17 protein-coding genes and 1 pseudogene are annotated in these 26,381 nt (G+C 75.6%); 10 read left to right on the top strand and 8 right to left on the bottom strand.

What is annotated here, in order from left to right:
- A partial coding sequence (locus ACIA8Q_RS25685) for a hypothetical protein (RefSeq protein ID WP_396317739.1) occupies positions 1-2,484 on the bottom strand: 2,484 nt, incomplete at its 3' end.
- Entirely contained in the window at positions 2,481-5,774 is a 3,294-nt protein-coding gene (locus ACIA8Q_RS25680) for an FtsX-like permease family protein (protein ID WP_396317738.1), read from the bottom strand. The genes ACIA8Q_RS25680 and ACIA8Q_RS25685, both read right to left, overlap by 4 nt.
- 397 nt (positions 5,775-6,171) lie before the next feature.
- Between ACIA8Q_RS25680 and ACIA8Q_RS25675 the strand changes: the two genes are divergently transcribed.
- The gene (locus ACIA8Q_RS25675) at positions 6,172-6,891 is read left to right on the top strand and encodes an ABC transporter ATP-binding protein (RefSeq protein ID WP_396317737.1); all 720 of its coding nucleotides are present in this window, start codon (positions 6,172-6,174) and stop codon (positions 6,889-6,891) included.
- Between the two features lie 85 nt (positions 6,892-6,976).
- Here the strand turns inward: ACIA8Q_RS25675 and ACIA8Q_RS25670 are convergent, their stop codons facing one another.
- The 5 genes from ACIA8Q_RS25670 to ACIA8Q_RS25650 all read right to left on the bottom strand — a co-directional run bounded on the left by ACIA8Q_RS25670 (position 6,977) and on the right by ACIA8Q_RS25650 (position 12,593).
- Complete coding sequence (locus ACIA8Q_RS25670) at positions 6,977-7,252, bottom strand: hypothetical protein (RefSeq protein WP_360213767.1); 276 nt, start codon at positions 7,250-7,252, stop codon at positions 6,977-6,979.
- 473 nt (positions 7,253-7,725) lie between these two features.
- On the bottom strand, positions 7,726-9,345 hold the full coding sequence (locus tag ACIA8Q_RS25665) for an alpha/beta hydrolase (RefSeq protein ID WP_360213765.1): 1,620 nt from the start codon (positions 9,343-9,345) through the stop codon (positions 7,726-7,728).
- A 310-nt stretch (positions 9,346-9,655) separates the two neighbouring features.
- Positions 9,656-10,582 (bottom strand): class A beta-lactamase, encoded by a 927-nt coding sequence (gene bla / locus ACIA8Q_RS25660; protein WP_360213763.1) that lies wholly within the window; start codon positions 10,580-10,582, stop codon positions 9,656-9,658.
- 235 nt (positions 10,583-10,817) lie between these two features.
- Entirely contained in the window at positions 10,818-11,942 is a 1,125-nt protein-coding gene (locus ACIA8Q_RS25655; protein ID WP_360213761.1) for a DUF4185 domain-containing protein, read from the bottom strand.
- Between the two features lie 186 nt (positions 11,943-12,128).
- Positions 12,129-12,593, bottom strand: coding sequence for a hypothetical protein (locus ACIA8Q_RS25650; protein ID WP_396317736.1), 465 nt, complete (start codon positions 12,591-12,593; stop codon positions 12,129-12,131).
- Positions 12,594-12,942: 349 nt separating this feature from the next.
- Here ACIA8Q_RS25650 and ACIA8Q_RS25645 point away from each other — a divergent pair, with 349 nt between their 5' ends.
- From ACIA8Q_RS25645 to ACIA8Q_RS25610, 8 genes and pseudogenes are all read left to right on the top strand, one after another.
- A complete protein-coding gene (locus ACIA8Q_RS25645; RefSeq protein WP_360213759.1) occupies positions 12,943-13,464 on the top strand; it encodes a MarR family transcriptional regulator in 522 nt (173 codons plus the stop codon).
- Positions 13,465-13,633: 169 nt separating this feature from the next.
- A complete protein-coding gene (locus ACIA8Q_RS25640) occupies positions 13,634-14,140 on the top strand; it encodes a hypothetical protein (RefSeq protein WP_360213757.1) in 507 nt (168 codons plus the stop codon).
- Positions 14,137-15,003 carry an NmrA family NAD(P)-binding protein gene (locus ACIA8Q_RS25635; protein WP_360213755.1) on the top strand — a complete coding sequence of 289 codons (867 nt, stop codon included), beginning with the start codon at positions 14,137-14,139 and terminating at the stop codon, positions 15,001-15,003. The genes ACIA8Q_RS25640 and ACIA8Q_RS25635 overlap by 4 nt, the downstream gene beginning before the upstream one ends.
- 391 nt (positions 15,004-15,394) lie before the next feature.
- A complete protein-coding gene (locus tag ACIA8Q_RS25630) occupies positions 15,395-19,285 on the top strand; it encodes a Pls/PosA family non-ribosomal peptide synthetase (protein WP_396317735.1) in 3,891 nt (1,296 codons plus the stop codon).
- 35 nt (positions 19,286-19,320) lie between these two features.
- On the top strand, positions 19,321-20,646 hold the full coding sequence (locus ACIA8Q_RS25625; RefSeq protein WP_360213751.1) for a M1 family metallopeptidase: 1,326 nt from the start codon (positions 19,321-19,323) through the stop codon (positions 20,644-20,646).
- Between the two features lie 154 nt (positions 20,647-20,800).
- Positions 20,801-22,180 (top strand): serine hydrolase domain-containing protein, encoded by a 1,380-nt coding sequence (locus ACIA8Q_RS25620; protein WP_360213749.1) that lies wholly within the window; start codon positions 20,801-20,803, stop codon positions 22,178-22,180.
- Between the two features lie 268 nt (positions 22,181-22,448).
- Positions 22,449-23,252, top strand: a pseudogene (locus ACIA8Q_RS25615) (GNAT family N-acetyltransferase); the annotation flags it as partial.
- A 146-nt stretch (positions 23,253-23,398) separates the two neighbouring features.
- Positions 23,399-24,262, top strand: coding sequence for a lysophospholipid acyltransferase family protein (locus ACIA8Q_RS25610; RefSeq protein ID WP_396317734.1), 864 nt, complete (start codon positions 23,399-23,401; stop codon positions 24,260-24,262).
- 213 nt (positions 24,263-24,475) lie between these two features.
- Here the strand turns inward: ACIA8Q_RS25610 and ACIA8Q_RS25605 are convergent, their stop codons facing one another.
- On the bottom strand, positions 24,476-26,044 hold the full coding sequence (locus ACIA8Q_RS25605; RefSeq protein WP_387904218.1) for an MFS transporter: 1,569 nt from the start codon (positions 26,042-26,044) through the stop codon (positions 24,476-24,478).
- A 173-nt stretch (positions 26,045-26,217) separates the two neighbouring features.
- Between ACIA8Q_RS25605 and ACIA8Q_RS25600 the strand changes: the two genes are divergently transcribed.
- A partial coding sequence (locus ACIA8Q_RS25600; RefSeq protein WP_396317741.1) for a TetR family transcriptional regulator occupies positions 26,218-26,381 on the top strand: 164 nt, incomplete at its 3' end.

The following is a 26,381-nucleotide window of genomic DNA, read 5'->3' as shown; positions in this document are numbered from 1 at the left end:
GAGCAGCGCCGCGCGGTCGGGCGCGGCCCGGAGCAGCGTCAGCATGACGGCGAGCAGGGCGAATCCGGCACCGGCGGCGATCGCGGCCCAGAACAGCCGCCCCGCGGAGCGCTGCAGCGGGTCGGCGGCCAGCTCGGCGGCCGCCTCGCGGCTGGTGCGCACCTTGTACCCGACGGGTACCCCGCCGGGATCGTGACTGGCCGCCGTGGCCTCGTCGCGCAGGCGCTTCGCCATGCCGACCGCCTCCCCCATGCCGTGCTCGGCGAACAGCGCGCGGAGCCGGCCGGGGTCGACGTCACCGACGGCGAGCCAGTTGTTCATCCGCTTGAGTTCGGGCAGCCGGGCGGTGGCGGGGCCGGCCGGCAGCACCACGAAGGCGTTGACCGCGTCCGGGATGGCGGGGGTGTCCGTGACGGTTGCGGCGACGGTGGTGAGCAGCTCCCCGCCGTTGGGCGTGCGCAGCCGGTACGGGCCGCCGGAGAGCTGCTTGGCGAGGCCCGCGCTGAACAGCGCGGGCACCGGGGTGTCCGGGCCGCCGGGGGCGCCGGCCAGCACCGCGGGGTCGAACCGGCCGAGCCCGACGGTCCTGGCGATCTCCGCGTACGCCGCGGGTTCGACCACGACGGTGGTGGCCTGGGTGGCGCCGCGGTCGGTCCCGAGGATGAACGTCTGGTTCTCGATCCAGATCCCGGTGGCGGCGCGCACCCCGGGCAGCGCGGCGGCCGCCGTGGTGAAGGCCTCCGGCAGGGTCGTCGAGATCGGGACGCCGACCGCGGCGTCGCCGCCGACGGAGACCCGCGCGGCGCGCAGCCGCAGGTTGTCCACGCCGTCGAGCACGGTGGCGCCGAATCCTGCCGTGGTGACGGCGAGCAGCAGGGCGAGCAGGGGCAGCGCGGAGGGTCGGCGGCGCCCCGCGGTGTCGCGGGCGGCGCGGGCCAGGCCGAGGAAGCCGACCAGGCCGCGACCGCGCCCGGCGAGGGCGGCGAGCCGGCCGATCACGAGCGGCTGGATCCGGGCCAGCAGCAGCCCGCCGGTGAGTGCGAGCAGCAGCGGTGCGGTGATCAGCAGCGGGTCCAGTCCGGTGCCGGCCGGGGCCACGCCGCGGTGGCGGACCTCGGCGACGGCGGCGACGGTGACGGCCAGCACGGCGAGTTCACCGACGACCCGGCGCCGGCCGCCCGCGCCCCGGGGGCCGGAGAGCAGCACGGCGGCGCGCACCGGGAAGGCCAGCACCGCGAGCAGGGCGGTGGCCAGGGCGGCGAGCACGGCGGCTCCCCAGCGCGGGGTGGGCAGCAGCACCAGGGCGAGCGTGGTGGCGAGGACGGCGGCGGGCAGCACGGCGACGGCGCCCTCGCCGAGCAGGCGCAGCAGGATGCCGGTGCGCGAGCCGCCGCGGGCGCGCAGCAGCCTGACCTCGGCGGTGCGCCGGTCGCCGGTGAGCGCGGCGGCGAGGCACAGGACGACGGCGGCGACGCCCGCGACGCCGACCGGGCCGATCGCGGCGAGCGGGGCGGCGGCCTCGTAGCGCGCGATGGCCCAGGTGAAGACCTCGGGCATGAAGGAGACGACGTGCAGGTCGGGGCGGCCGGTGGCGGCGACGATGGAGCTGGCGCCGGGGCCGGTCATGAAGGAGCCGAGGGACGTGCGGGTCGCGGTGAGCCGGTCGGCGCGCAGGGCGTGCGGGTCGAGCGGCAGGCGCCAGAAGTCCTCCCCTCCGTTGCCCCAGGCGAGCAGGGCGGAGCGGCCGTCGCCGCCGGCGAATCCGGTGGTCCGCCAGGAGGCGGCGCCTTCGGAGTTGACGACCAGGCAGGCGCGTTCCGGGCAGTCGATCGCGTCCCAGAACCGGTCCGCGGTGTCGTCGGGCCGGTAGATCCCGACGACCTTGGTGCGGGCCTGGCCGCGCAGGCTCTCGCCGTTGTCGACGAGGTCGCCGACCTTGATGTGGATGGTCTCCGCGGCCTGCTGGCTGACCACGATCGGGAGGGGGCCGTCGCCGGGCGCGCCGGGCCAGCCGCCGTCGACGAGGGTGGCGTGTTCGGCGAGACCCTGCAGGTAGACCAGGTTGAGCCCCGGCGGGAGCAGGTTGGGCCGGTCGTACCCGTCGTTGAGCATCGGGTGGCCGGCCTTGGCGCGGGTGCCGACCTGCTCGCCGTCCCGGGTGAGCGTGAGCTCCTGGCCGATCCGCTCGACCATCCGGTCGCGCACGGCGTCCAGGTCGGCGGCCCGCGCCTCCGGGCTCGCCTTGGTGGTGGCGTGCAGGCTCGTGACGTTGACGCCGCGGTCGTGGACGAACCGGCGCAGCGCGTCGTCGGCGCCCCGGTCGGCGGCGCGCGGGAAGGCGGCCGCGAGGAAGACCGTGACGAGGGTGAGCGCCGCCATGAGCAGGGCGGCCACCGGGGCCGAGCGCAGCCGGGTGCGGACCCAGGGCGCCGGGCGGTGGTCGGTCGACGGTTCGGGCACGCTGGTGCCGGCCTTGGTGGTCACATCTCCTCCACGTGGCGCAGTCGGGCGGCCACGTCTCGACGGCGGCGTCCCATCAGGAAGGCCGACAGCAGGGGGACGACGGCGATCGCGGCCGCGAGCAGGAGCGCCTGCCCGTACGGCAGGTCGATCAGCACCTCGGGCATCGGGCGCCGGGCGGCGGGGGTGAGCACCACGAGCGGCACGATCAGGTGGACGAGGAGCGCGCCCAGTCCCAGGCCGACGACCCCGCCGAGAGCGACCAGGACGGCCTGTTCGGCGGCGACGGTCCGGGCGATCTGCCGGCGCGACGTGCCCAGCGCGAGCAGCAGCGCGGAGTCCCGGGAGCGTTCGCGGGCGGAGCCGGCCACGGCGGCGCCGAAGCCGATCGCGGCGAGGACGGCGGTGACCACCGCGATGACGGTCAGTGCGCTCTGCGGGGCGGCTCCGACCGGGTCGCCGAGGAGGTCCCCGACGGCCTCGTCGTAGAGCCGGACGTCCTGCGCGCCGGGGGCGGCGCGCAGGACGGCGGCGGCCTCGGCGGGGGTCCGGTCACCCGGTCCGTCGGCGGGCAGCCACCATTCGGCGCGGCCGGGCATCTCCCGGCCCTGGGCGGCGATCAGTCGGGAGACGGTGGCGAGGTCGACCGCCACGGCGCTGCGGCCCGAGACCGGGAGGGCGTCGACCGCCGCGGTGATCCTGACCGGGATGATGATGCCGGCGAACGGCACCTGGACGGTGTCGCCGACGGAGGCGCCCGCGGCGGTCAGGTAGTCGTGGGTGGCGACGCCGTCGACCTTCGACGGCGCGGTCGTCCCGGCCGGGGCGAGGGTGGCGCGCAGGGCCTCGCCGCGGCCGTCGGCGAAGCGGTAGCGGACGGTGAACAGCCGCTCGGCGCCGGCCGGTTCGGCGCCGACCTCGGCCGCCGGTCCGGCCTTGACCTCCGGGTTGGCGTGGACGTCGGGCGCCACGGCCGTCCAGCCGAACCCGGTCGGCACCGGCACGGCCGTCGCGGGGCCGTCGGCGGTGTCCGAGACGGCGAGGTGGCGGATGGTCAGCTCGCCGTCGGCCGAGTCGCTGAAGGAGACCAGGGCGCCCACCAGGGTCAGCGGGGCGGCGGGCGAGCCGATCGGGGCGTCGACCAGGGTGGCGAGCGAGGCCGAGGTCCTGCTCTCGCCGTCGGGCAGCACGGTGCCCAGCGGGGCCTTGTGGACGAAGCCGAAGCGGTCCCGCAGCAGCAGCCGGACCTCGGGGCGGACCACGGCCATCAGGCCGACGTGGTCCTGCTGGCGCACGGAGACGTCCGCGTCGATCCGCAGCGGCGTGCCGGGCAGTGGCAGCCCGGTCTGCGTCCCGGTGGGGGCGGGCTGGGCGAGCGGCGGGAAGAGCTCCTCGCGGGTGTGTCCGGCGAGCAGGTCGGGGCGGACCGGGACGCGGGCGGCGAAGGCTGCGGCGTCCACGGCGAGCAGCTCTCCGGCGCCGTTGGGCAGGGACTGCTCCTCGCGCACCACGGGGACGAGCCGGTCGCCGCCGGGCAGCGCGCCGTAGCGGCCGCCCTGGCCCATCAGGGAGTTGTGCGACGCGGAGATCCGCAGGCCGCCGAGCGTGCCGAAGGCGGCCTGGTCGCGCTGGGAGGCGGTCCAGGTGGCGTGCTGGCCGAGCGCCAGGACACCGGTGGCCACGGCCATCACCAGCAGCAGCACCGGTCCGGTGGCGCGGGCGGGCCGGCGGGCCAGGCCCCAGCCGACCAGGGCTGGGCCGAGGCCGCGGCCGCGGGCGGCCACCCGGGCTCCGAGCCGGGCGACGTAGGGCAGCAGGCGCAGCACGACCAGGGTGCCGGCGCACAGTGCCAGGGTCGGGGTGGCCACCAGCAGCAGGTCGACGCCGAGCCGGCCGGAGGAGTCGGGGGACAACCCGCCGCCGTACTGGGTGAGTTGCTGGTACGCGAGGACGGCCAGGGCGAGGACGGCGAGGTCGCCGCCGTTGCGGGCGACGCCGGAGACGAGCGCCTGCCGGCCGCCGGCCCGGCGGCGCAGCGCGGCGCCGGCGCCGCGCACCAGGCCGGGCACGGTGGCGAGCAGGATGCAGGCGAGGGCGCAGGCTCCGGCGACCGGCCAGAGCTGCCAGTGGACGCCGGTGTCCATGGTCACCGTGCGGTTGTGGCCGACCCCGGTGAAGGCGCGGACCAGGAGCGGGGTCAGCACCGGTGCGGCCAGGGCGGCGGGCAGGGCGAGGAGCAGCGACTCCACGGCGGTGAAGGCGCCCAGCCGGGCGCCGGAGGCGCCGCGTGCGGCGAGCAGGGCGTCCTCGCCCTCCTGCCGGGTCGCGATCAGGTGGACCACCAGCAGCAGGGCGGCGGCGGCGAGCACGGACAGCTGCAGTGCGCCGATCAGCAGGGTGGACCGGGCGACCACCAGACTGTCGGACAACTCGCGTATGACGTCCGGCAGTTCGGTCCTGGCCTGGAGCCCGGCGCGGGTCCGCAGGTCGTCGGCGAGGGCCCGGGCGCGCGCGCCGGTCGCCTCGGCTGCGGACTGCGAGACGCCCGTGAAGTCGGCGTCGAGCAGCCAGCCGCGGCTGTTCTGCACGAGTCCGCCGGTGGTGAAGGCGCTCTCGTCGACCATCATCGGGCCGTAGGTGGTGAAGCCGCCGACCTCGACCTCGTGGCCGCCGACCGGGTCGGTGCGCCAGTACGGGTCGCCCGGGTCCGTGATCCGGTAGACGCCGGTGACGCGGACGGTCAGCGGTGTGCCGTCGAGCCGGTCGGCCAGCCGGACCTCGGCGGGCAGCGACTGGGCGGTGAGGCCGAGCCGGGCCAGCGTGGTCTGGGGGACGGCGACCTGCGGGGCGGCGGAGCGGACGGGGCCGGAGGCGGCGGTGGGCCAGTCGCCGCCGACCAGCCGGGTGCGGCCGCGGTCGACGGTGGCCAGCAGGGTCAGGTCGGGCTGCGCCGGGTGGCCCTGCCCGCCCGCGGCGGCACCGTCGGCTCCGGTGGCGCTGCCGGGCAGGCCGTAGGAGCGGCTGCGCAGCATGCCGTCGGTGTGCACCGGCAGGTCGCCGAAGAGCCGGCCGCGGTAGGCGGCGAGCTCCGCCTCGTCCTGCGCGCGCCGGTCCAGGCCGTGTTCGGCGGTCACCACGACGGTGGTGCGCGCGTGGCCGGGGCCCTGGAGCGCCTGCCGCAGGCCGGCCTCGCCGACGCCGCGGTCGAACGCGACCAGTGCGGTGAGCACCGCCGTGGTGATCAGCACGGTCAGCAGCACGGCGCCGGCCAGCGGCAGTCGCCCGCGCAGTCGGCGCACGACGAAGCCGAGCATCTCGTTCCTCCCCCGGTTCTACGCCCCCGGTAGCACCCCGGCCCCGTCCACCGACCCGATCCGAACACGGACTGGTCACAGATGGACACAGAATGGGCACATCGATGAAGTGATCACCGGCATTTGATCACCGGATAGCGGACGACTCTGTCAGATTCGATCCAGGAACGGAAGGGACTTGCGCGAATCAAGTAAGTGATGAGCAAATTCCTTGCACCGGCGGGCATCCGCATCCGCGGCGGCTCTCGGTACACCATGAACACATCACAACTGCGGCCCCGCGAAGCCCCCTTGGCGGAGCGAATCCGGACTCCCGGAATCGACTTCCCGAGGGGTGAACCCCGGGCGCCGCGACATCCGTTGACACTGGACAGAGAAGCACACGGGGGGACGCCGTATGACGCAGCACCAGGCCGCCACCACCACGCCCATGGTGGAGGTCACCGGCCTCCGGCGGAGCTTCGGCACCGGCGAGCGGACGGTGCACGCCCTGCGCGGCGTCACCTTCGCCGTCGGCCGCGGCGAACTCGCCGCGCTCAAGGGCCGGTCGGGCTCCGGCAAGACCACGCTGCTCAACCTGGTCGGCGGCCTGGACGCACCGACCGGCGGCACCATCGCCCTGGACGGCACCGACCTCGCCGACCTCGACGAGGACGGCCGGCTCGCCCTGCGCCGGGAACGGATCGGCTTCGTCTTCCAGTCCTTCGGCCTCATCCCGATGCTCACCGCCGCCGAGAACGTCGGCGTGCCGATGCGGCTGCGCAAGGTCCCCGCCGCCGAGCGCGAGCGGCGCGCCCACACCCTGCTGGCCCTCGTCGGCCTCGCCGACCACGCCGACCAGCGGCCCGGCGAGCTCTCCGGCGGCCAGCAGCAGCGCGTCGCCATCGCCCGCGCGCTCGCCAACGAGCCCGGACTGATCATCGCCGACGAGCCCACCGGCCAGCTCGACTCGGAGACCGGCCGCTCGATCATGCAGCTGCTGCGCGCCGTGGTGCGCAGCGAGGGCGTCACCGTGCTGGTCGCCACCCACGACCCGACGCTGATGGAACTCGCCGACCGGGTGATCGAGCTCCGGGACGGCCGGATCGTCGAGGAAGCGACCGAGCAGGCCGCGTAGCGGGGGCCCACGGGCGGGCGGGGCGGGGCCGGACGGGGCGGGGCCGCGGGCCCGGCAGGCACGCCGTCCCGGCCGGGGGCCGCGGTCAGGCCGCCCTGAGCGCGGCCTCGCAGTCCCGGCAGCGCCGGGTGCGCTGGGACGGCGGGTACCACGGCTCGCCCGGCCCGGCCGGCCGGTACGGCTCCCGTTCCAGGCCCGCCGTGTCCACCCCGCAGAAGGTGCGCGGCCCCGGGTCCTCGGGCACCTCCGGATCGGGTGGCGCCGCGTGCACCCAGCGCACCCGGGCACCCACCTCCACCTCGCCCGCGTCCAGCACCTCGGTGGACGGCTCCAGCTCGACCAGCACGATCACTCCGCCCATGCTCCCGCCTCACTCCGCCCGGCCGGGCCGTCGTCCACGCACGCCCCTCGGCGGGGCCGCTTCGCCCGCGCCTACCTCGACCCTGCGCCCCGCCACCGGCTCGCGCATCCGGTGGCGGGCGGGCGGGGGCACCGGCGGCCCCGGGGCCGCGCCGGACGCCCCCCCCTGTTCGCACCCGTACAGCAGGGCCGACCCGGGCGGGCGGGAATTCGGGGCGTCGGCGGCTCGACGGCCCCTTGTCGGTGACGCGGGCCGCATTCTCGGCGACGGCCCGGTATCGCTCCCCCGCGAGGTTCGACGACGATCCACCGCCGAATGCGCGGCACGATACTCCGGGCGCCGTTTCCCGGTCCGCCGTATTTCGCGCGGCGGCCTTCCGCGGTGCCGTGCGGAGAACACGGACGCGGTGGCCGGCGGGACCGCCGACCACCGCGTCCGCCCGCACGCGTCTACCGTGCGGGGGTGGCCACCGCTCAGACCGCCGGGAAGATCTCCGCGTCCGGCTTCAGCAGCTGGCCCGGCTGCGGCGCGGTGCCGTCCACCAGGTAGCGGGTGACGAGCGCGTTCAGGGCCTTGCTGCGGCCGACGGCGCAGTGCTCGATCGAGTCCACGCTCACCAGCACGGCGTTGCCCAGCTCCTGCTGCATCCGCTGGGCGAACTTGTACTGGGTGGCCGGGTCGTAGAGGTTCCCGATCACCATCACGGTGTTCGAGGTCTTCTTGTTCCACGGGCCGGTGAAGCGCTCGGCGTCCCGGGCCGGGGCCGGCCAGCTCGCGCAGGCCGGCGCGTCGAAGGCCTGGTAGCGGCCGAAGGTCGGCGAGGCCTTCTCCCAGGCCTTGGCCACGTTGGCGAAGGTCCGGTCGTTCGACGGGTACGGCTTGTCCTGGCAGTTGACGCCCATGTAGGAGTCGTCGGCGGTGTACTCGGAGTCCGCCGGAGCCTCCCGCAGCGCCCGCGGCGCGTTGACCGCGAGCAGGTTGGCGTCGTCGTCCGCGACGTTCGCCTTCGGCGCCACCAGGGCGGCCGCGGCCGGCTTCTGGGTCAGCTGGTAGGTCGCCTGCAGCGACTTCGCCAGCGGCGCCAGCTTGGCCTGCGAGTACAGCGCGCTGGCCACCTCGCTGGTGAAGGTGCTCAGCGTCACCTGGCTGCCGTTGGGCAGGTTGACCGGGCTGGTCCGCAGGTGGTCGCGCAGCTGGTCGAACTTGGCCCGGGTGTCGCCCTCGCCGAAGGCGCAGCGCGGGGCACCGGCCGCCTGGCAGCGCTTCAGGAACTCGTCCAGGGCCAGCTCGAAGCCGCCCGCCCGCTGCCGATCGTACTCGAGGCCGTCGTGCAGGCGCAGGTCGGGGTCGACGTTGCCGTCGACGATGATCGCGCGCACCTTGTTCGGGTACATGTTGGCGTAGGTCGAGCCGATCAGGGTGCCGTAGGAGAAGCCGGCGAAGGTGAGCTTGGAGTCACCGACGGCGCGGCGCATCCGGTCCAGGTCGCGCACCACGTTGATGGTCGACATGTGCTCGATCAGCGGGCCGGCGTTCTTGCTACACGCGTCGGTGTAGTCCTGGTCGGCGTCCAGCGTCTCGGCGATCTCGGCCTTGGTGACCGGCACGCCGACCATGCGGTTGTTGACCGCGTCGGCGTCCTCCTGGGTCTTGAAGCACTTGAGCGGGTTGCTCCGGGCCACACCGCGCGGGTCGAAGCCGACCAGGTCGAACCGGGACTGCACCTCGGTGCCGAAGCGCGTCGTGGTCGCCCACAGGTAACCGCTGCCGCCGGGGCCGCCGGGGTTGAGGAACAGCGAGCCGATCCGCTTCGACGGGTCGCTCGCGCGCCGCCGCATCATCGCGATGCCGACCTTCTCACCGGACGGGTTGTCGTAGTCCAGCGGCACGGGGTAGACGGCACAGTCGTAGATGCCCGGGTCCGGCTTGGTCGGATCCGGGTTGCACGGGGTCCAGTTGACAGGGTCGACCTTCGCCTCGGCCGCCGCACCGGGTATCTGGTCGATCGGTGCCGCCGACGCCGCGACGGCGGTTCCGGTGACGAGGGCGAGGGCGCAGGTGACTGCTCCGGCCAGCGTGGATATACGGGACAAGGAACCTCCTCCGTACTGAAAAGGGCGGCCCCAGCCTGTCAGTCTGAGAAGTCCGTGTGAAGACCTGGAAGCACCGCAAATCTTTTGCGCACCACCCCTTAGGGCGCCCGATTATTCTGTGAATGGCGCAACTTGACGGTTGATTGACCTGATGATGACTCAGCCGACCGACCATCAGCGATCGCCGCGGGCGGCCGCTCGGCGGAGCTCGGCCCTCCTCCCCGACGCGCCGGACGGCCGGACGCGCCCCGGCGTCCGGCCGTCCGTGGGGCGGCGCCTCCCGGGCGGCCGCCGTCCCGTCAGGTCAGGATCAGGCGAGCGTCGCCGCCAGCAGCTCGGCGGTGGCGGCGACCAGCGGTTCGTCCGCCCCCGCGGTGGCGTCGCGCTTCGTGGAGAGGACCGCCAGGACGATCGGCGCGCGGCCGGGCGGCCAGGTGAGGCCCACGTCGTTGGTGGTGCCGTAGCTGCCGGTGCCCGTCTTGTCCGCGAGGACCCAACCCGCGGGCAGCCCGGCCCCGAAGCGCTTGCCGCTGGTGGTGTTGCCCCGCAGCCACCCGGTCAGGCGCTGCCGGTCCGGCCCGTCGAGGGCGTCCCCGAGAGCGAGCCGCGCGTAGGTCCGGCCGAGCGCCCGCGGGCTCGAGGTGTCCGTCACCCGCCCCGGCTCCGCCGAGTTCAGGGCGGGCTCCCACCGGTCGAGCCGGGTCACGCCGTCCCCGATCGAGCGGCAGAAGCGGGTCACCGCGTCCGGTCCGCCGAGTTCCCGGAGCAGGAGGTTGGCCGCCGCGTTGTCGCTGTGGTCGATGGCCGCGGCGCACAGCGCGGCCACGGTCATGCCGCCGGCGAGGTTCTCGGGCAGGCCGGTCACCGGGCCGTAGCCGGAGTCCGCGACGTCCTGCGCGGTGTAGGTGATCGTCTCGGCGAGGAACTCGCCGTCGCGGTCGAGGTCCCGCAGCACCGCGGCCACCGCGACGGTCTTGAAGGTCGAGCACATCGGGAACAGCTCGTCGGCCCGGTACGACACCGTCCGGCCGGTGCCGGTGTCGTGCGCGAAGACCCCCAGCCGCGCGGAGTGCGCCTGTTCCAGGGCGCGCAGCCGCCGCCCGACCGCGTCCCCGTCCGCGTTCCCGTTCCCGTCCACGCCCCGGGCGAACGCCCGGCCGCCGGTGGGGAGGGCGACGGCGAGGGCCGCCGCGGCCGCCCCGGTGAGAACGCCGCGCCGGCTCGCACTCGAATTCATCCCTGTCTCCCGCTGTCCTCGTCGCCACCGGGCGCGGTGTCCGGGTGCCCGCAGGGCCGTTCACGCCCGTCGGCCGGGCCCGGTCCACGCCCGTTCGTCCCCTGTCGAGACGCGACGCGGCGCCGATCCGTTCCCGTACGACTCGATCCCGCTCCCCCGCACGCCGCCCGGGCCGTGCGGTGAACTCCGGCGGACCGCGGTGAACTCCGGCGGACCCCGGGGGCCCGCGACGGGCTCAGGAGAGCATGGCGACCCGGTACTGCATGATCCGGTAGTTCGTCGGGTCGTACCACTGGCTGACGACGATGTGGAAGTCCCCGAACGTCGAGCCGGGGACGACGAAGCCGCCGTACGGGCTGGCGACGAGGTTGCCGACCTCCTGCCCCGGGGTACCGGGGAGGATCATGGTCTGCTCCAGCGTCCTGGTCAGGTCCGAGGTCGGGAGGGGGAAGACCATCGCCCTGATCGACAGCGGGGCCGTGTTCAGCCAGGTCAGGACGTACTTGCCGTCCATCGCGCGGAAGCACGTCTCGCCCCACCTGCGGGTGCCGAGGACGGTCGTCGGGGCGGGCGCGCCCCACCTCCACCCGCCGTCGGCGAAGCCCCACGGCTCGTAGGCGCCCGGATCGCCGAGGCCGTCCTGCCGCACCCGGTGCAGCAGCATCCCCGACTCCACCTCGCGGTTGAAGACCGTGGACAGGACGTAGCAGTAGCCGTCGTCGGCCACGGCGTACGTCTTCTGCTGGAACTGACCTCCGTACAGGTCGCCCGGCCACTGGCAGAGGTACTCCCAGGTCTCGCCGTTGTCGGTGGAGCGCCAGAAGTCGGTGTGGTGGGTGTCGTAGATGACGCCGCGCATGAGGTGCATGTACAGCACGCCGTCGACGACGAAGACGTCGGACGGGATCGCCGTGGTGAACCCGTCGCCGACGGGGTTGTGCGGCTCGTCGACGAGGCTGTTCGCGTGGCCGCCGCCGACGCTGCCGTCGATGCGCAGGTTGTTCGGGTCCGCGCTGCTGGAGCGCAGGCCGACCGGGGCCCGCCAGTCGGCCGAGCCGACCCGGTCGCCGTCGAAGGTGTCGCCGCAGACGAAGAGCATGGTGCCGTCCGGGCAGCGCACGGGGATCCCGAGGTCGGTCCACGGCGCGGCGAACGGACCGGTCTCGACGGGGCCGCTGAGGTTCTTCACCTTGACGGCGATGGTCGGGCCCGTCGGGTCGTTGGGGCCGCCGGCGAGCGCCGCGGGGGCGCCGGAGCCGAGGGCCCCAGCCCCCACCGCGACGCCGATGCCGATCTTGAGCAGCCCGCGGCGGGAGGGCCCGCCGGCCGGTGCGTCGTTGCTGTCCGAGGAGCGTGTCATTCTGTCGACGACCCTTCCGGTGCGGCGAGTTCGGGCGGCTCCGAACCGGATCGCGCAACTCGTCGCGCCGGGTCGGCACTCGAGGCTACGGCGCCCGCCCGCCACTGCGTCGCCCGGTGGACGAACCTTCACCCGAATCGGGGACACCCCGCGGACCGGGGTCCGGAGGGGGCCGCCGCCCTCGCCTCACTCCTGCCCCGGGTCCGGTCCTCGACGGCGGTCTCCGGGGCGTTGTACGCGGTCTCCGGAGCGTTGTGCGCGGACGCGGCGCGCGTACCCCACCGCGACCGCCGCCGGGAGTCCGGCCAGGAGGAGGGAGAGCCCCACCGGGAGCACCCCCGCCCACACCGTCGGCGAGAAGTACGCGGCGCCCGACGCACCGTCCACCAGCCACGCACGGACCGGTTGCGAGCCGACGTCGCCCTCGACGTGGACGTCGAACGACGGGCCGCCGCCCTCCGGGGTGAAGGTGCCCGAACAGGACGTCGACGTCCCCGCGTTGGCCACGGTGTTGTCGTACGTCCGGCACTCTGCTCGGACCACCGTCCCGGGCTCGCCCCACAGCGCGGCCCGCAGCTCCTCGGTGAAGTTCGTCAGCACGACGTGGGCCAGCAGCAGCCCGACCAGGCAGGCCAGCACCAGCCACGGCACGGGTCCGACCTCCTCCGGACCGCTCCGGTCGCCCGTCCGGGACGTCCCCACCCTCGCTCGCCCTCCCCTCGGATCGCCGACCGTCCCCCATGGTGACCGATCCGACGCACCGCCGGAGGCCCTCCGTGGCGTGCCGGTGGGCCCGCCCGGCCACCGCGTCGACCGCCACCGCCTCCCCCTCGACCGGAGGTCCGGACCGGACCCGAACAGACCCTGACGGCACCGGAGTTCGCCGACGGCGGCGGCACGGGCCCTGGCGGTCTCGCACTGACCGCCGCGGCGGGCGCTGCGGTCGAGGCCGTCACCCCCGGGCTTGACCGGATATCTGATTAGGCGCCATACTACTTCCATGACGCAGCACCCCGGCACCGGCACCGGCGCTCCCACCCTGGACCAGGCACGCCGCCAGATCGCCCGCTACGGCCTGACGGCCGACCCGCAGGCCGTCCTGGTGGCGGCCCGGCTGATGGCGGCGGGCGCCCGGATCGGCCAGGCCGGGGAGGTGCACTTCGCCCGCTTCGGGCTCTCCACCGGCCGCTACCGCCTGCTGGCCGATCTGGAGGACCACGGCGGCGAGAAGTCGCCCTCCCAGCTCGCGGCGAGCCTCGGCGTCTCCCGGGCGACCGTCACCGGCCTGGTCGACGGCCTGGAACGGGAGGGCCTGGTGGCCCGCCGCCCGTCGACCGAGGACGGCCGCGGCAACGTGGTGGTCCTCACCGCGCGCGGCGCGCAGAAGCTGCGCGACCTGGCCCCGGAGCACTTCACCCGGATGCAGGCCCTGGTCGGCGACCTCTCGGTCGAGGAGCGCACCGTCTTCCTCGACCTGCTGGCCCGGGTGGTCGCGGGTGCCGACGCGCTGACCGCGGACTGACCGGACCGGCCACCCGGACCCGACGGACCGAACCGGCCGAACCGGCCCCGGCCGCGCCGGCCCGGGCCGACCCGGCGGGCCCCCTCGGGCGGCCCGCCCTTTTCACGCCCCAATAGTTAGGCACCTAATCAATAATGGCCAGGCAGCCCATCACCCCGAGGAGTCACCCGTGAACAAGAAGGCACCCGCGAGCAAGAAGGCACCCGGCGCGCCGCCGCCGTTCACCCTGTGGCGCGAGGTCCTGGTCTCGTACGCGATGCCCGCCGTGACGGCCGGCATCGGCGGGGCCGTCTCCCGGCAGCCGGAGCTGGTGGTCGCCGCGGCCACCACGATCGGCGGCACCTCCGCCCTCGTGGCGGCCCTGGTCGGCGCCGCGCTGCGCAGGCGGCCCGCGCACTCCTGGACCCGCCGGCCGCCGCGCGCCCTGCTGGCCGCACTGTTCGCCCTGCCCGCCACCGCGCTCGCCCTGGCCGTCGGCCTGGCCGCCGCGCACTGGCTGCCCCAGCTGCCGGCGCTGGCCGACAGCCCGTGGCCCGGCCGCCTCCCGGTCGACCTGCCGCTCTCCTCGGCGATCGCGACCACCGTGATCACCTGGCGATGGCGCGGCAGCCGCCCGGCCCGGCCCCCGCAGCACCGGATCCCCACCCACCCCCAGCCCGAAGGACAGACCTCATGATCGTCATCATGGGCGCCGGCGGCGCCACCGGCGGCGCCACCCTGCGCAGCCTCGCCCACCTCGGCGTGCCGACCCGCGCGCTCAGCCGCGACCCCGCCCGGCTCGCCGCCGGTCTCGACGACCGCACCCTGGCGCTCACCGAGACGGCCCACGCCGACGCCGCCGATCCGGACTCGCTGCGCGAGGCCTTCCGCGGCGCCCACCAGCTGTTCCTCACCATGGCGAACGGCCCGCTCCAGCTGGAGCACGAGCTGACCGCCATCGAGGTGGCGCTGGAGAGCGGCGTGGAGCACGTCGTCAAGGTCTCCGCACCCGCCGCCGAGCCGGACTCCCCGGTCGCGGTCTCCCGCGGCCACCACCTGGTCGAGGAGCGGCTGCGCGCCTCCGGCGCCACGGCGACCGTGCTGCGGCCCTACGCGTTCATGCAGAAGCTGCTGCTCCTGGCCCCCGGGATCGCCGCGGCCGGGGTGGTGCACGGCGCCCTCGGCCAGGCCCGCTGCAACTACGTCGACGTCCGGGACATCGGCGACGCCGCCGCCGAGGTGCTCACCCGCCCGGAGCTGGCCGGCCGGACGTACCCGCTCACCGGCGGCCGGGCGTACGGCTACCCGGAGCTCACCGCACTGCTGGGCCGCCTGCTCGACCGGCCGGTGCAGTACGTGGACCTGACCCCGGCCGGACTGTACGCCCACCTGGTCGAGCGGGGCGGGATGCCGCCCTGGCTGGCGGCCCACGTGGTGGAGATCCAGCAGCTCGCGGTGGTCCGCCCGGAGGCCCCGGACGACACCTTCGCCCGCCTGACCGGACGCCTCCCGCGTACCATGGAGGCCTTCCTCCATGAGCACCTGCACCACTTCGGCTGACCGGCCGGAGCCCACGGAGCGCCCGTCGGAAGGCCCCCTCCGGGGCCGGCCGGCGGGCGCAGCGCGGGGCATCCACCCGAAAGGAGCAGCATTCACTGTGGTGTGGATCACGATGGAGAATTCGATCTGACGATCCGTCAATTCGACTGACGCGTCGTCACATCACTCACGGTAAGCCTCAGTTGTTGACTGACGAAGCGTCAGATTCGGCCAGTTCCAGCCCAGTTGGGTCGAGTGTCGACCCAGACGGATCGTCCGGGGCAGGACTACCATCGGTCGGGTTGTCCGCTCCGGCCCCGGAGTGGGGTCACCCGACCGGGTGAGTTCTCCCACCGCCCCCCAGGCCGGACATCGGTCGGAACGGGGCGAGGACGAGGAGCGCACGGCTGTCATGACCGCTGAACCGAACCATCCGGAGCAGTACGCCACGCCGCCCCGCACCCTGCCGGAACGAGCCGTGCTGCCGGGCCGCCCGGCCCCCGCACCGCGCACCCTGGTCGACGTCCTGGACGCCACCGTCCGGGCCCACCCCAACGAGCCGGCCCTGGACGACGGGCGCCGCGTGCTCAGCTACCGCGCCCTGGTCACCGAGGTCGAGCAGCTGCGCCGCCGGCTGGCCGCCGCCGGGATCGGCCCCGGCGACCGGGTCGGCGTGCGGGTGCCCTCCGGCACCAACGACCTGTACGTCTCCATCCTGGCCGTGCTCGCCGCCGGCGCCGCCTACGTCCCGGTGGACGCCGAGGACCCGGACGAGCGCGCCCAGCTGGTCTTCGGGGAGGCCGGGGTGGCCGCGGTGCTCGGCGCCGACCGCGCCCTCAGCGTCACCACGGAGCGCGCACCCGCCGACGACCGCCTCCCCGCCCCGGCCGACGACGCCTGGATCATCTTCACCTCCGGCTCCACCGGCCGCCCCAAGGGCGTGGCCGTCACCCACCGCAACGCCGCCGCCTTCGTCGACGCCGAGGCCGCGCTCTTCCTCCAGGACGAGCCGATCGGCCCCGGCGACCGGGTGATGGCCGGCCTGTCCGTCGCCTTCGACGCCTCCTGCGAGGAGATGTGGCTGGCCTGGCGGCACGGCGCCTGCCTGGTGCCCGTCCCGCGCTCCCAGGTGCGCAGCGGCGCCGACCTCGGCCCGTGGCTGGCCGAGCAGGAGATCACCGTCGTCTCCACCGTCCCCACCCTGGCCGCGCTCTGGCCCGCCGAGTCCCTCAACGAGGTCCGGCTGCTGATCTTCGGGGGCGAGGCCTGCCCGCCCGAACTGGTCCAGCGGCTGGTCACCGAGGGTCGCGAGGTGTGGAACACCTACGGCCCCACCGAGGCCACCGTGGTCGCCTGCGCCGCCCTGCTGACCGGTGAGGGCCCGGTGCGGATCGGCCTGCCGCTGGACGGCTGGGACCTCGCCGTGGTCGACGAGGCCGGCGAGCCGGTCGAGGCCGGCGGCACCGGCCAGCTGGTGATCGGCGGGGTCGGTCTGGCCCGCTACCTCGACCCGGAGAAGGACGCCGAGAAGTACGCCCCGCTGCCCTCGCTCGGCTGGGAGCGCGCCTACCGCAGCGGGGACCTCGTCCAGGCCGACCCGGCCGGCCTGCTCTTCCTCGGCCGCACCGACGAGCAGATCAAGCTCGGCGGACGCCGGATCGAGCTCGGCGAGGTGGACGCCGCCCTGCAGGCCCTGCCCGCCGTGGCCGGCGCGGCCGCCGCCGTGCGCACCGCGCGCGGCGGAAACCAGCTGCTGGTCGGCTACCTGGTCGTCCAGGAGGGCTTCGACCGCGAGCAGGCCGTCGAACGGCTGCAGGCCGAGCTGCCGGCGGCCCTGGTGCCGCTGCTCGCCCCGGTCGACAGCCTGCCCACCCGCACCTCCGGCAAGGTCGACCGCAACGCCCTGCCCTGGCCGCTGCCCGAGCTGGAGACCACCGGCCGGAGCGAGCAGCTGTACGGCACCGAGGCCTGGCTGGCCGAGCAGTGGTCCGAGATCCTCGGCGTGACGGTCGGCGGCCCGCGCGACGACTTCTTCGCCATCGGCGGCGGCAGCCTGGCCGCCGCCCGGCTCACCACCCTGCTACGCACCCGGTACCCGAACGCCGCCGTGCTGGACGTCTACCAGAACCCCACGCTGCGCAAGCTCGCCCGGCACCTGGAGCGCACCGCCGCCGAGAGCGGCGAGACCCGCACCGTCACCCTGGTCCCCACCCGGGCCAAGCTGCTGCAGCTGCTCCTGCTGATCCCGCTGTTCACCGTGGTCGGCCTGCGCTGGACGGTGGCCCTGCTGGCCGCCGGGAACCTGCTCTCCCACCTCGGCGACTACCCGTGGGCCCCCACCGCCTCCTGGTGGGCGGTCGGCGCGGGCGCCCTCGCGCTGTACACCCCGGCGGGCCGGCTGGCGATCGCGGCCGGCGGCGCCCGGCTGCTGCTGCACGGGCTGCGCCCGGGCAGCTTCCCCCGCGGCGGCGGCGTCCACCTGCGGCTCTGGGCCGCCGAGCGGCTCGCCGAGCTCAGCGGCGCCACCTCGCTCTCCGGCGCGTGGCTGGTGCGCTACGCCCGCGCGCTGGGCGCCAAGGTCGCGCCCGAGGTGGACCTGCACTCGCTGCCGCCGGTCACCGGGATGCTGAAGCTGGGCCGCGGCTGCGCGGTCGAGTCCGAGGTGGACCTGTGCGGCTACTGGCTGGACGGCGACCGCCTGGAGGTCGGCCAGGTCAAGGTCGGCTCCGGCGCCGTCGTCGGCACCCGCTCGACCCTGCTGCCCGGCGCCCGGGTCGGCAAGCACGCCCAGGTCGTGGCCGGCTCCAGCGTCACCGGCCAGGTGCCCACCGGCCAGCGCTGGGGCGGCGCGCCCGCCGTCAAGCTGGGCCGCGCCGAGCGGGCCTGGCCCAAGGAGCGCCCGCACCGCCGGGCCCGCTGGGCCGCGCTGTACGGCGCGGCCGGCACCGCGGTCGGCCTGCTCCCGGTGCTGCCCGCGCTGGCCGCCCTCGCCGTCCTGTCCGGCTTCGTCCAGCAGGGCGGCGACCTCGGCACGGCCCTCGGCGACGCCCTGCTCGGCCTGCTGCCGGCCACGCTGGCCTTCGGCGCGGTGTACGCCGCGCAGCTGGTGGCCGCCGTCCGCGTGCTGAGCATCGGCCTCACCCCCGGCGTGCACCCGTTGCACGGCCGGATCGGGTGGCAGGCCTGGACCGTCACCCAGCTGATGGACCGGGCCCGGGAGGTGCTGTTCCCGCTCTACGCCGGGCTGGTCACGCCGCTGTGGCTGCGGGCGCTCGGGATGCGCGTCGGCCGCGGCGCCGAGGTCTCCACGGTGCTGGCCCTGCCCAGCCTGACCACCGTCGGCGACGGCGCGTTCCTGGCCGACGACACCCTGATCGCCCCGTACGAGCTGGGCGGCGGCTGGGTGCGGCTGGGCGAGGCGAAGATCGGCGAGCGGGCGTTCCTCGGGAACTCCGGGATGACCGCGCCCGGCCGGTCGGTGCCCAAGCGCGGCCTGGTCGGCGTGCTCTCGGCGACCCCGGCGAAGGCCAAGAAGGGGAGCTCCTACCTGGGCATGCCGCCGATGCGGCTGCCCCGGGCCGCGGACCAGTCCGACCAGAGCCTCACCTACGAGCCGCCGGCCCGGCTGCTCTGGGCGCGCGGGCTGGTCGAGCTGGGCCGGCTGCTGCCGGTGCTGGCCTCGGGGGCGCTCGGACTCGTCACCGCCGCGGCGCTGTCGCGGCTGTCCGCCGCGTGGTCGGTGGGCGCGGCCGCGCTGCTGTCCGGCCTGGTGCTGCTGGCCGCCGGCACGGTGGCCTGCCTGGTCGCGGTGGCCGCGAAGTGGCTGCTGGTCGGCCGCTTCCGGGCCGTGGAGCACCCGCTGTGGAGCGGCTTCGTCTGGCGCAACGAGCTCGCGGACACCTTCGTCGAGGTGCTGGCGGTGCCGTGGCTGGTCGGCGCGGTGCCGGGCACCCCGGTGCTCAACCTCTGGCTGCGGGCGCTCGGTGCCCGGGTCGGGCGCGGCGTGTGGTGCGAGAGCTACTGGCTGCCGGAGGCGGACCTGGTCACCCTCGGGGACGGCGTGAGCATCAACCGGGGCTGCGTGGTGCAGACCCACCTCTTCCACGACCGGATCATGCGGATGGATACTGTGGTCCTCCGCGAGGGCGCCACCCTGGGCCCGGGCGGGATCGTGCTGCCCGGCAGCACGGTCGGCGCGCGCAGCACGCTGGGCCCGGCCTCGCTGGTGATGCGCGCCGAGTCCGTCCCCGCCGACACGCGGTGGCTGGGCAACCCCATCGAGGCGTGGCAGACCACGTCGTGACCACCCGTCCCGGCCCTCAGGAAGCGCACGTCCCCGTGAAGTCCAAGCACGTCCCGGCGGCCGCCGGCACCCCGGACCCGTACTTCCCGCAGAGCGGGGACCACCGCTACCGGGTCCACCGCTACGAGCTGGCGCTGGACTACCGGCCCGGGCCGAATCGGCTGGCCGCCTCGGCCCGGCTCAGCGCCGTGGCGGACACCGGCCTCGCGGAGTTCGCGCTCGACCTCGCCGACTTCCGGATCGGCCGGGTGCTGGTGGACGGCCGGGTCGCGCGCTACACCCACCGCGGCGGCAAGCTGCGGATCCGCCCGGCCAAGGCGCTGGCGGCGGGCGCGGCGTTCACCACCGAGGTGCACTACACCGGGAACCCGCGGCCGGTGCGCAGCCCCTGGGGCGGCCTGGGCTGGGAGGAGCTGACCGAGGGCGCGCTGGTGGCCAGCCAGCCGGTCGGCGCGCCGTCCTGGTTCCCGTGCAACGACCGGCCCGCCGACAAGGCGACGTACCAGATAGCGGTCACCACGCCGTCCCCGTTCACCGTGGTGGCCGGTGGCCGGCTGCTCACCCGCACCACCCGCGCGTCCAGCACCACCTGGGTCTACGAGCAGAGCGCGCCGACCTCCACGTACCTGGTGACGGTGTCGATCGGCCACTATCGGCCGGTGCCGCTGGCCGCCCGCCCGTCCGTGCCGCAGACCGGGTACGTCCCGGACCGGCTGGTCCCCGCCTTCACCCGGGACTTCGGCCGCCAGCCGGAGATGCTGGCGTACTTCACCGAGGTGTTCGGGCCGTACCCGTTCGGCGAGTACGCGGTGGTGGTCGCGGACGAGGAGCTGGACGTCCCGGTGGAGGCGCAGGGCGTCTCCACCTTCGGGACCAACCACCTCGGCGGCGGCTGGGAGCGCGAGCGGCTGATCGCCCACGAGCTGTCCCACCAGTGGTTCGGCAACAGCGTGACCGTCGCGAACTGGCGGCACATCTGGCTCAACGAGGGCTTCGCCAAGTACGCGGAGTGGCTCTGGTCCGAGCACGCCGGCGGCCCCGTCGCCGCCACCCACGCGGCCGCCGCGCACGCCCTGCTGGCCGGGCTCCCGCAGGACCTCAGGCTGGCCGACCCGGGCCGCCGGCTGATGTTCGACGACCGGCTCTACCAGCGCGGCGGCCTCGCCGTGCACGCGCTGCGGCGGGCCCTCGGCGACGGACCGTTCTTCGCGATGCTCCGGGACTGGACCAGCGTCAACCGGCACGGCGTCGTCGGCACCGCGGACCTGCTGGCCCACGCCTCCCGGTACACCACCGCCCCGCTCGGGCCGCTCTTCGAGGCCTGGCTGCAGCGGCCCGAGCTCCCGCCGCTGCCGGACTGACCGGCCCACCGGGGCGTCCCCGGCCGCCACCCCGATAACGAGTGGATCCCCCCGGGCGGCGTGACTAGGTTGGCTCCGTCCGGCCCGGGCCGATTCCCTCGCCCCGGGCCGGCCGCCGTCCGACCGCCCTCCGCGCCGAGACCCAGGGGACCAGATGACCGACCAGCCCGACGAGCTGCTGCCGACCACCCGGCGCGCCCTCCTGCACCACATCGCCGTCGCCCAGGCCGAGGGCCGCACGCCCTCCCTGGTCGCCGGAGTGGTCCGGGACGGCCGGCTGGTGTGGAGCGGCGCCCGCAGCATGGTCGACGGGCACGCGCCGACCCCGGACGTCCAGTTCCGGATCGGCTCGATCAGCAAGACCTTCGTCGCCGTCCTGGTGCTGCGGCTGCGCGACGAGGGCCTGCTCGACCTCGCCGACCCGCTCGGCCGTCACCTGCCGGGCACCCCCGCCGACGGCGCCACCGTCGCCCAGCTGCTCGCGCACTCCGCCGGGATCGCCGCCGAGACCCCCGCCCCCTGGTGGGAGCGGACCGACGGCGCGCTGCGCCCCGCCCTCGGCGACCTGCTGGAGCCCGACGGCGCCCACAAGCACCCGGCCGGGCGCCGGTTCCACTACTCCAACCCCGGGTACGCGCTGCTCGGCGCCCTGGTCGAGCGGCTGCGCGGCGAGCCCTGGGGCGAGGTGCTCCGTCGCGAGGTGCTGGAACCGCTCGGCATGGACCGCACCACCCTGCTGCCGGAGCACCCGCACGCCGGGGGCTTCGCCGTCCACCCCTGGGCCGACGTCATGCTGCCGGAGCCGCTCACCGACACCGGGCTGATGGGCCCGGCCGGCCAGCTCTGGTCCACCCTCACCGACCTGGCCCGCTGGGCCGCCTTCCTCGCCGCCGGCGACGACAAGGTGCTCGCCGCCGCCACCGTCGCCGAGATGCGCCGGCCCGCCGTCGGCCCCGACGACGCCGACTGGACGTACTCCTACGGCCTCGGCCTGCAACTGCGCCGCCACGAGGGCCGGGTGCTGTACGGCCACTCCGGCTCGATGCCCGGCTTCACCGCCGGACTCTGGGTCAGCGAGGAGGACGCCCTGGCCGGGATCGCGCTGTCCAACGCCACCACTGGCGCCGCCACCACCCTGATCGCCTCACAGCTGATCACCCTCACCGCCGCGCACGAGCCCCGGCTGCCCGAGCCCTGGCGCCCGCTGTCCGAGGTCGACGAGGAGCTGCTGGCGCTCACCGGCCCGTGGTACTGGGGGACCTCGCCGCAGATCCTCCGGCTGCGCGCCGACCGCGCCCTGGAACTGGCCCCGGCCACCGGCGACGGCCGCGGCTCCCGCTTCCGCGCCGAGGCCGACGGCACCTGGACCGGCCTGGACAACTACTACGCGGGCGAGACCCTCCGGGTGGTCCGCGCGGCCGACGGCACCGTCAGCCACCTCGACCTCGGCTCCTTCGTCCTCACCCGCGCGCCCTACGGCCCCGCGGACGCCGTCCCGGGCGGGGTCGACCCGGCGGGCTGGCAGGCGTACTAGGACGGGTCGTGGACAGCCCCGGGGCACCGCGCCCCGGGGCTGTCCACCCATGCCCGGCGAGCGCCCGGTGCCCGGCAGATGACCGGGAGGCGACGGGTGGTCCCATTCAGCAGCTGCACATCTGCGCTCCGCCACGCCGCAACGTGGATGCCAACCGGCTCGGAGAGACATACGGGGACCGGTTCGCGTGCAAGCCCAGCGCCCGCGAACCGGCCCGCGCCCTGGCGACCCAGGGCGCCGCCGATCGTGCTGCCCTGGAGGGTCCGCCATGACCACCGTCCCCACGTACGCTCCGACCGCAGTCGCCCCCACCCACGATGCCCCGGCCGTGCCCGCCCCCCGCAACCGCCCGGCCCCGGCCACCGGCTACACCGTCTCCCTCGCCCGCGACGCCGACGACGTACGGGCCGCCCAGCGGCTGCGCCACCAGGTCTTCGCCGCCGAGCTCGGCGCCGTCCTGCACAGCCCGGTCGCCGGTCTGGACGTCGACCCCTTCGACGAGTACTGCGACCACCTCCTGGTGCGCGAGGGCGAGCACGGCGCCGTCGTCGGCACCTACCGGCTGCTGCGCCCCGAGGCCGCCCGCCGGGCCGGCCGGCTCTACTCCGACGGCGAGTTCGACCTCTCCGGCCTGGCGCCCGTCCGCCCGGGCCTGGTCGAGCTCGGCCGGTCCTGCATCCGCCCCGACCACCGCGGCAACGGCGCCGTCATCAACCTGATGTGGGGCGGCATCGCCCGCTACCTCGCCGACACCGGCAACACCTGGGTGGGCGGCTGCTGCTCCATCGGGCTGGAGGACGGCGGCGCCACGGCGGCCCGGGTCTGGGACACCGTCAGCGCCAAGCACCTGGCCCCGCAGCAGTACCGGGTCACGCCGCGCCGCCGCTGGGACGCCACCGGCGTGCCGCGCGCCGAGCGGGGCGCGCTGCCGGCCCTGCTCCGCGGCTACCTGCGGCTGGGGGCCTGGGTCTGCGGCGAGCCGGCGTACGACCCGGACTTCGACTGCGTCGACCTGTACGTGCTGCTGTCGCTGGAGCGGACCGACCCGCGGTACCTGCGGCACTTCCTGTCCGGGGCGGCGGGCCTGTCCGGGGCGAGCCGGTCCGGCGTCGGCCTCTCCGGGGCCGGGCTGTCCGGGGCCGGCGGTGTCTCCGGGGCGGCGGGCCCGTCCGGGGCCGGTGTCTCCCCGCTGGCGCCCTCACCACTCGGCGCGTCGGCATGAGCGTCTGGCTGCCGACGGCCACCTGCCGGCCCGAGACCTGCCTGGCCGACCCCGCGCCGGCCGTGGCCCACCCCCGGCGGGTGCTGCGGCTGACGGCCTGTCTGGTGACGGTGCTGGCCGGGGTCGTGCTCAGCCTTCCGGTCCGGCTGCTCCCGCAGGACACCCGCGACCGGCTCACCCGGTGCTGGTCGCGCCTCGTGCTGCGCGCCCTCGGGGTCACCGTGCACCTCGGGACGCCGGGCGGCGGCGTCCACCCGGGGAGCGCGGTCGGCGGCGGGACGCTCGTGGTCGCCAACCACGTGTCCTGGCTGGACATCCCGCTGATCGCGGCCGGACGGCCGGGCCGCTCGCTGGCCAAGACCGAGGTCCGGCGCTGGCCGGTGCTCGGACCGCTGGTCGCCTGGGGCGGCACCGTGTTCCTGGACCGCGACCGGCTGCGCACCCTGCCGGACACCGTGACGGCGGTGGCCGAGGTGCTGCGCTCCGGCCACCCGGTGATCGTCTTCCCGGAGGGGTCCACCTGGTGCGGGCGGGAGAGCGGCCGGTTCCGGCCCGCGCTGTTCCAGGCCGCGGTGGAGGCGGGCGCCTTCGTCCAACCGGTGACGATCCGCTACCGGCTCGCCGACGGCCGGCCGACCAGCGTGCCCGCCTTCGTCGGCGACGACGGGCTGCTCACCTCGCTCGCCCGGGTGGTCGCGGTGCGCGGCCTGGTCGCGGAGGTGACGTTCCTGCCTCCGATCCCGCCGCCGGCCGCGCCGGGGGCCGGGCTGTCGGGGGCCGGGCCGTCGGGCGCCAGGCGGTCGGGGGCACGGCGGGAGCTGGCCCGTGCCGCGCAGGCGGCGGTCGAGGGCGTCCGCTGACGGCGGGGGCCCGCGCCGGTGCGGCCGGCCGGTGTTGCCGGGCGGTGCGACCGGACTGGCGTCACGGGCCGGTCCGGCCGCCCCGGCCCGGGCGGCACCCGTGCCCTGGCCCGTGGCCCGCGTCCCCGTCCGCTCGCGTCAGGTCCGCTCCCGACCGGTCGACTCCCGCCGGGACGGCGGCGTCGGGGCCCGGGCCTTCCCGCGTCACGGCCGTCAGGCCCGAGCGGCCTCGGCCGGCGCCTCCGCCTGCGCAAGCCCGCTCCCGGCCGGGGCGACCGTGCGGGCCCGGCCCAGCAGGACGGCCACCAGGACGGCGGTGACGGCGAGCGCCGCCGAACCGCAGCGCACGGCGAGGTGGATGCCGTCGATGAACGCCCCGTCCACGGCCTCCTGGACCGGGCCGGGCAGCGCCACCGCCGGACCCCCGGCGCCTCCGCCCGCCGCCCCGGCGGGTGCGTCGGCGATGGAGCCGACCGCGCCCGGCGGGACTCCGAGCCGGTGCAGGGCCGCGGTCAGGGTGTCGGTCATCCGGTTCGTCAGCACCGCGCCGAGCACGGCGATCCCGAGGACCCCGCCCAGCTCGCGCAGCGTGTTGATGGTCGCCGAGGCCATCCCGGTCTGGGCCGGGGAGACCCGCTGGAGCACCGCGATCGACACCGGGGTGAAGGTCATCCCCATCCCGAGGCCCATCGCGAACAGGGTCCACAGGTACTCCGGGTAGCGGGCGTGCTCGCCGTACAGCGACAGTCCGCCGAGGCCCGCCGCGCACAGCAGGAGGCCCAGCACCAGCGGCGGCCGCGGCCCGTGGCGGGCGGTCAGCCGGCCGGAGAGCGGGGCGGCCAGGACGATCATGCCGGTCATCGGCAGTCCGGCGTAGCCGGCGTCGGCCGGGGACCAGCCGAGCGGGCCCTGCATCAGCAGCGGCAGGAAGAACAGCGCGCCGAAGATGCCGAAGCTGACCATGAACCCGCTGAGCAGCGCGCCGCCCAGGGCTCCGTCGCGGAACAGCCTCAGCTCCAGCATCGGCTCGGCGAGGCGCAGTTCGAGCACCAGGAAGGCGACGAGCAGCAGGGCGGCCGCGGCGCCGCAGAGCAGCACCCGGGGGTCCGTCCAGCCGCGCGACGGCCCCTCGATCAGCGCGTAGACCAGCAGGCCCAGGCCCGTCGCGGAGAGGGCGAGGCCGCCGAGGTCGATCCGGCGGGCGCGCGGCGGGATGTCCGGCAGGACGCGTGCGGCGAGCACCAGGCCGAGCACGCCGATCGGCACGTTGATCCAGAAGACGCTGGCCCAGCCGAGGTGTTCGACCATCGGCCCGCCGACCACGGGCCCGATGGAGAGCCCGAGCGCCGAGACGCCGGACCACAGGCCGATGGCCTTGGCGCGCTCGCGCTCGTCGGTGAAGACGTGGCGCAGCAGGGCCAGGCTGCCCGGGGTGAGCAGCGCGGCTCCGACGCCCTGGACCATCCGGGCGCCGACCAGCGTGCCGATCGTCCCGGCGAGGGCGGCCAGCGCGGAGCCGACCGTGAAGAGCGCGAGGCCCAGCCGGAAGACCCGGGTGCGGCCGTGGCGGTCGCCCAGCGCACCGCCGGTCAGCACGAGTGCGGCGTAGACGAGGCTGTATCCCTCGGCCACCCACTGGAGGCCGCTGATCCCGGCGTCCAGGTCCTGCCCGATGCGCGGCAGGGCGTTGTTGACGATGACGTTGTCCAGCATGGACATGAACATGGTGACGCAGAGCGTCAGTAGCGCGAGCCGTTTGCGCCGGGCGCTCGACTCCTCCATGAGACCCTCCCGATCCTCGAAACCCGACAGCCGGCCCCGGCCCCGGCGCTCCGACAGCACCCGCGGCGACACCCCTAACAGTGTTAGGGGCAGGCGCGACAGGCACAGGGTGCCCCTAACGGTGTTAGATTGCAAGCGGGATTCCTGAGAGCACGGGAGGCATCCGCACCGCCATGCCGGACAACGACGACACGACACCCCCGCTGACCAGGGAGGCGCTCACCCGGGCCGCCCTACGGGTCCTCGAACGGGACGGCCTCGCCGGACTGTCGATGCGCAAGGTCGCCAGCGAGGTCGGCGTCAAGGCCGCCTCGCTCTACTGGCACGTCCGCAACAA

This window comes from Kitasatospora sp. NPDC051705 (assembly GCF_044453265.1).
Lineage (GTDB): Bacteria > Actinomycetota > Actinomycetes > Streptomycetales > Streptomycetaceae > Kitasatospora.
The sequence above is the reverse complement of the archived record's forward strand: the minus strand, read 5'-3'. Positions and strand labels throughout refer to the sequence as shown.

Bases quoted from the DNA above. Each gene is read 5' to 3' on its own strand.
- ACIA8Q_RS25620 (WP_360213749.1), top strand. From the start codon at position 20,801: ATGACCGACCAGCCCGACGAGCTGCTGCCGACCACCCGGCGCGCCCTC.
- ACIA8Q_RS25675 (WP_396317737.1), top strand. From the start codon at position 6,172: ATGACGCAGCACCAGGCCGCCACCACCACGCCCATGGTGGAGGTCACC.
- ACIA8Q_RS25635 (WP_360213755.1), top strand. From the start codon at position 14,137: ATGATCGTCATCATGGGCGCCGGCGGCGCCACCGGCGGCGCCACCCTG.
- bla (WP_360213763.1), bottom strand. From the start codon at position 10,582: ATGAATTCGAGTGCGAGCCGGCGCGGCGTTCTCACCGGGGCGGCCGCG.
- ACIA8Q_RS25610 (WP_396317734.1), top strand. From the start codon at position 23,399: ATGAGCGTCTGGCTGCCGACGGCCACCTGCCGGCCCGAGACCTGCCTG.
- ACIA8Q_RS25670 (WP_360213767.1), bottom strand. From the start codon at position 7,252: ATGGGCGGAGTGATCGTGCTGGTCGAGCTGGAGCCGTCCACCGAGGTG.
- ACIA8Q_RS25605 (WP_387904218.1), bottom strand. From the start codon at position 26,044: ATGGAGGAGTCGAGCGCCCGGCGCAAACGGCTCGCGCTACTGACGCTC.
- ACIA8Q_RS25680 (WP_396317738.1), bottom strand. From the start codon at position 5,774: ATGCTCGGCTTCGTCGTGCGCCGACTGCGCGGGCGACTGCCGCTGGCC.
- ACIA8Q_RS25655 (WP_360213761.1), bottom strand. From the start codon at position 11,942: ATGACACGCTCCTCGGACAGCAACGACGCACCGGCCGGCGGGCCCTCC.
- ACIA8Q_RS25630 (WP_396317735.1), top strand. From the start codon at position 15,395: ATGACCGCTGAACCGAACCATCCGGAGCAGTACGCCACGCCGCCCCGC.
- ACIA8Q_RS25645 (WP_360213759.1), top strand. From the start codon at position 12,943: ATGACGCAGCACCCCGGCACCGGCACCGGCGCTCCCACCCTGGACCAG.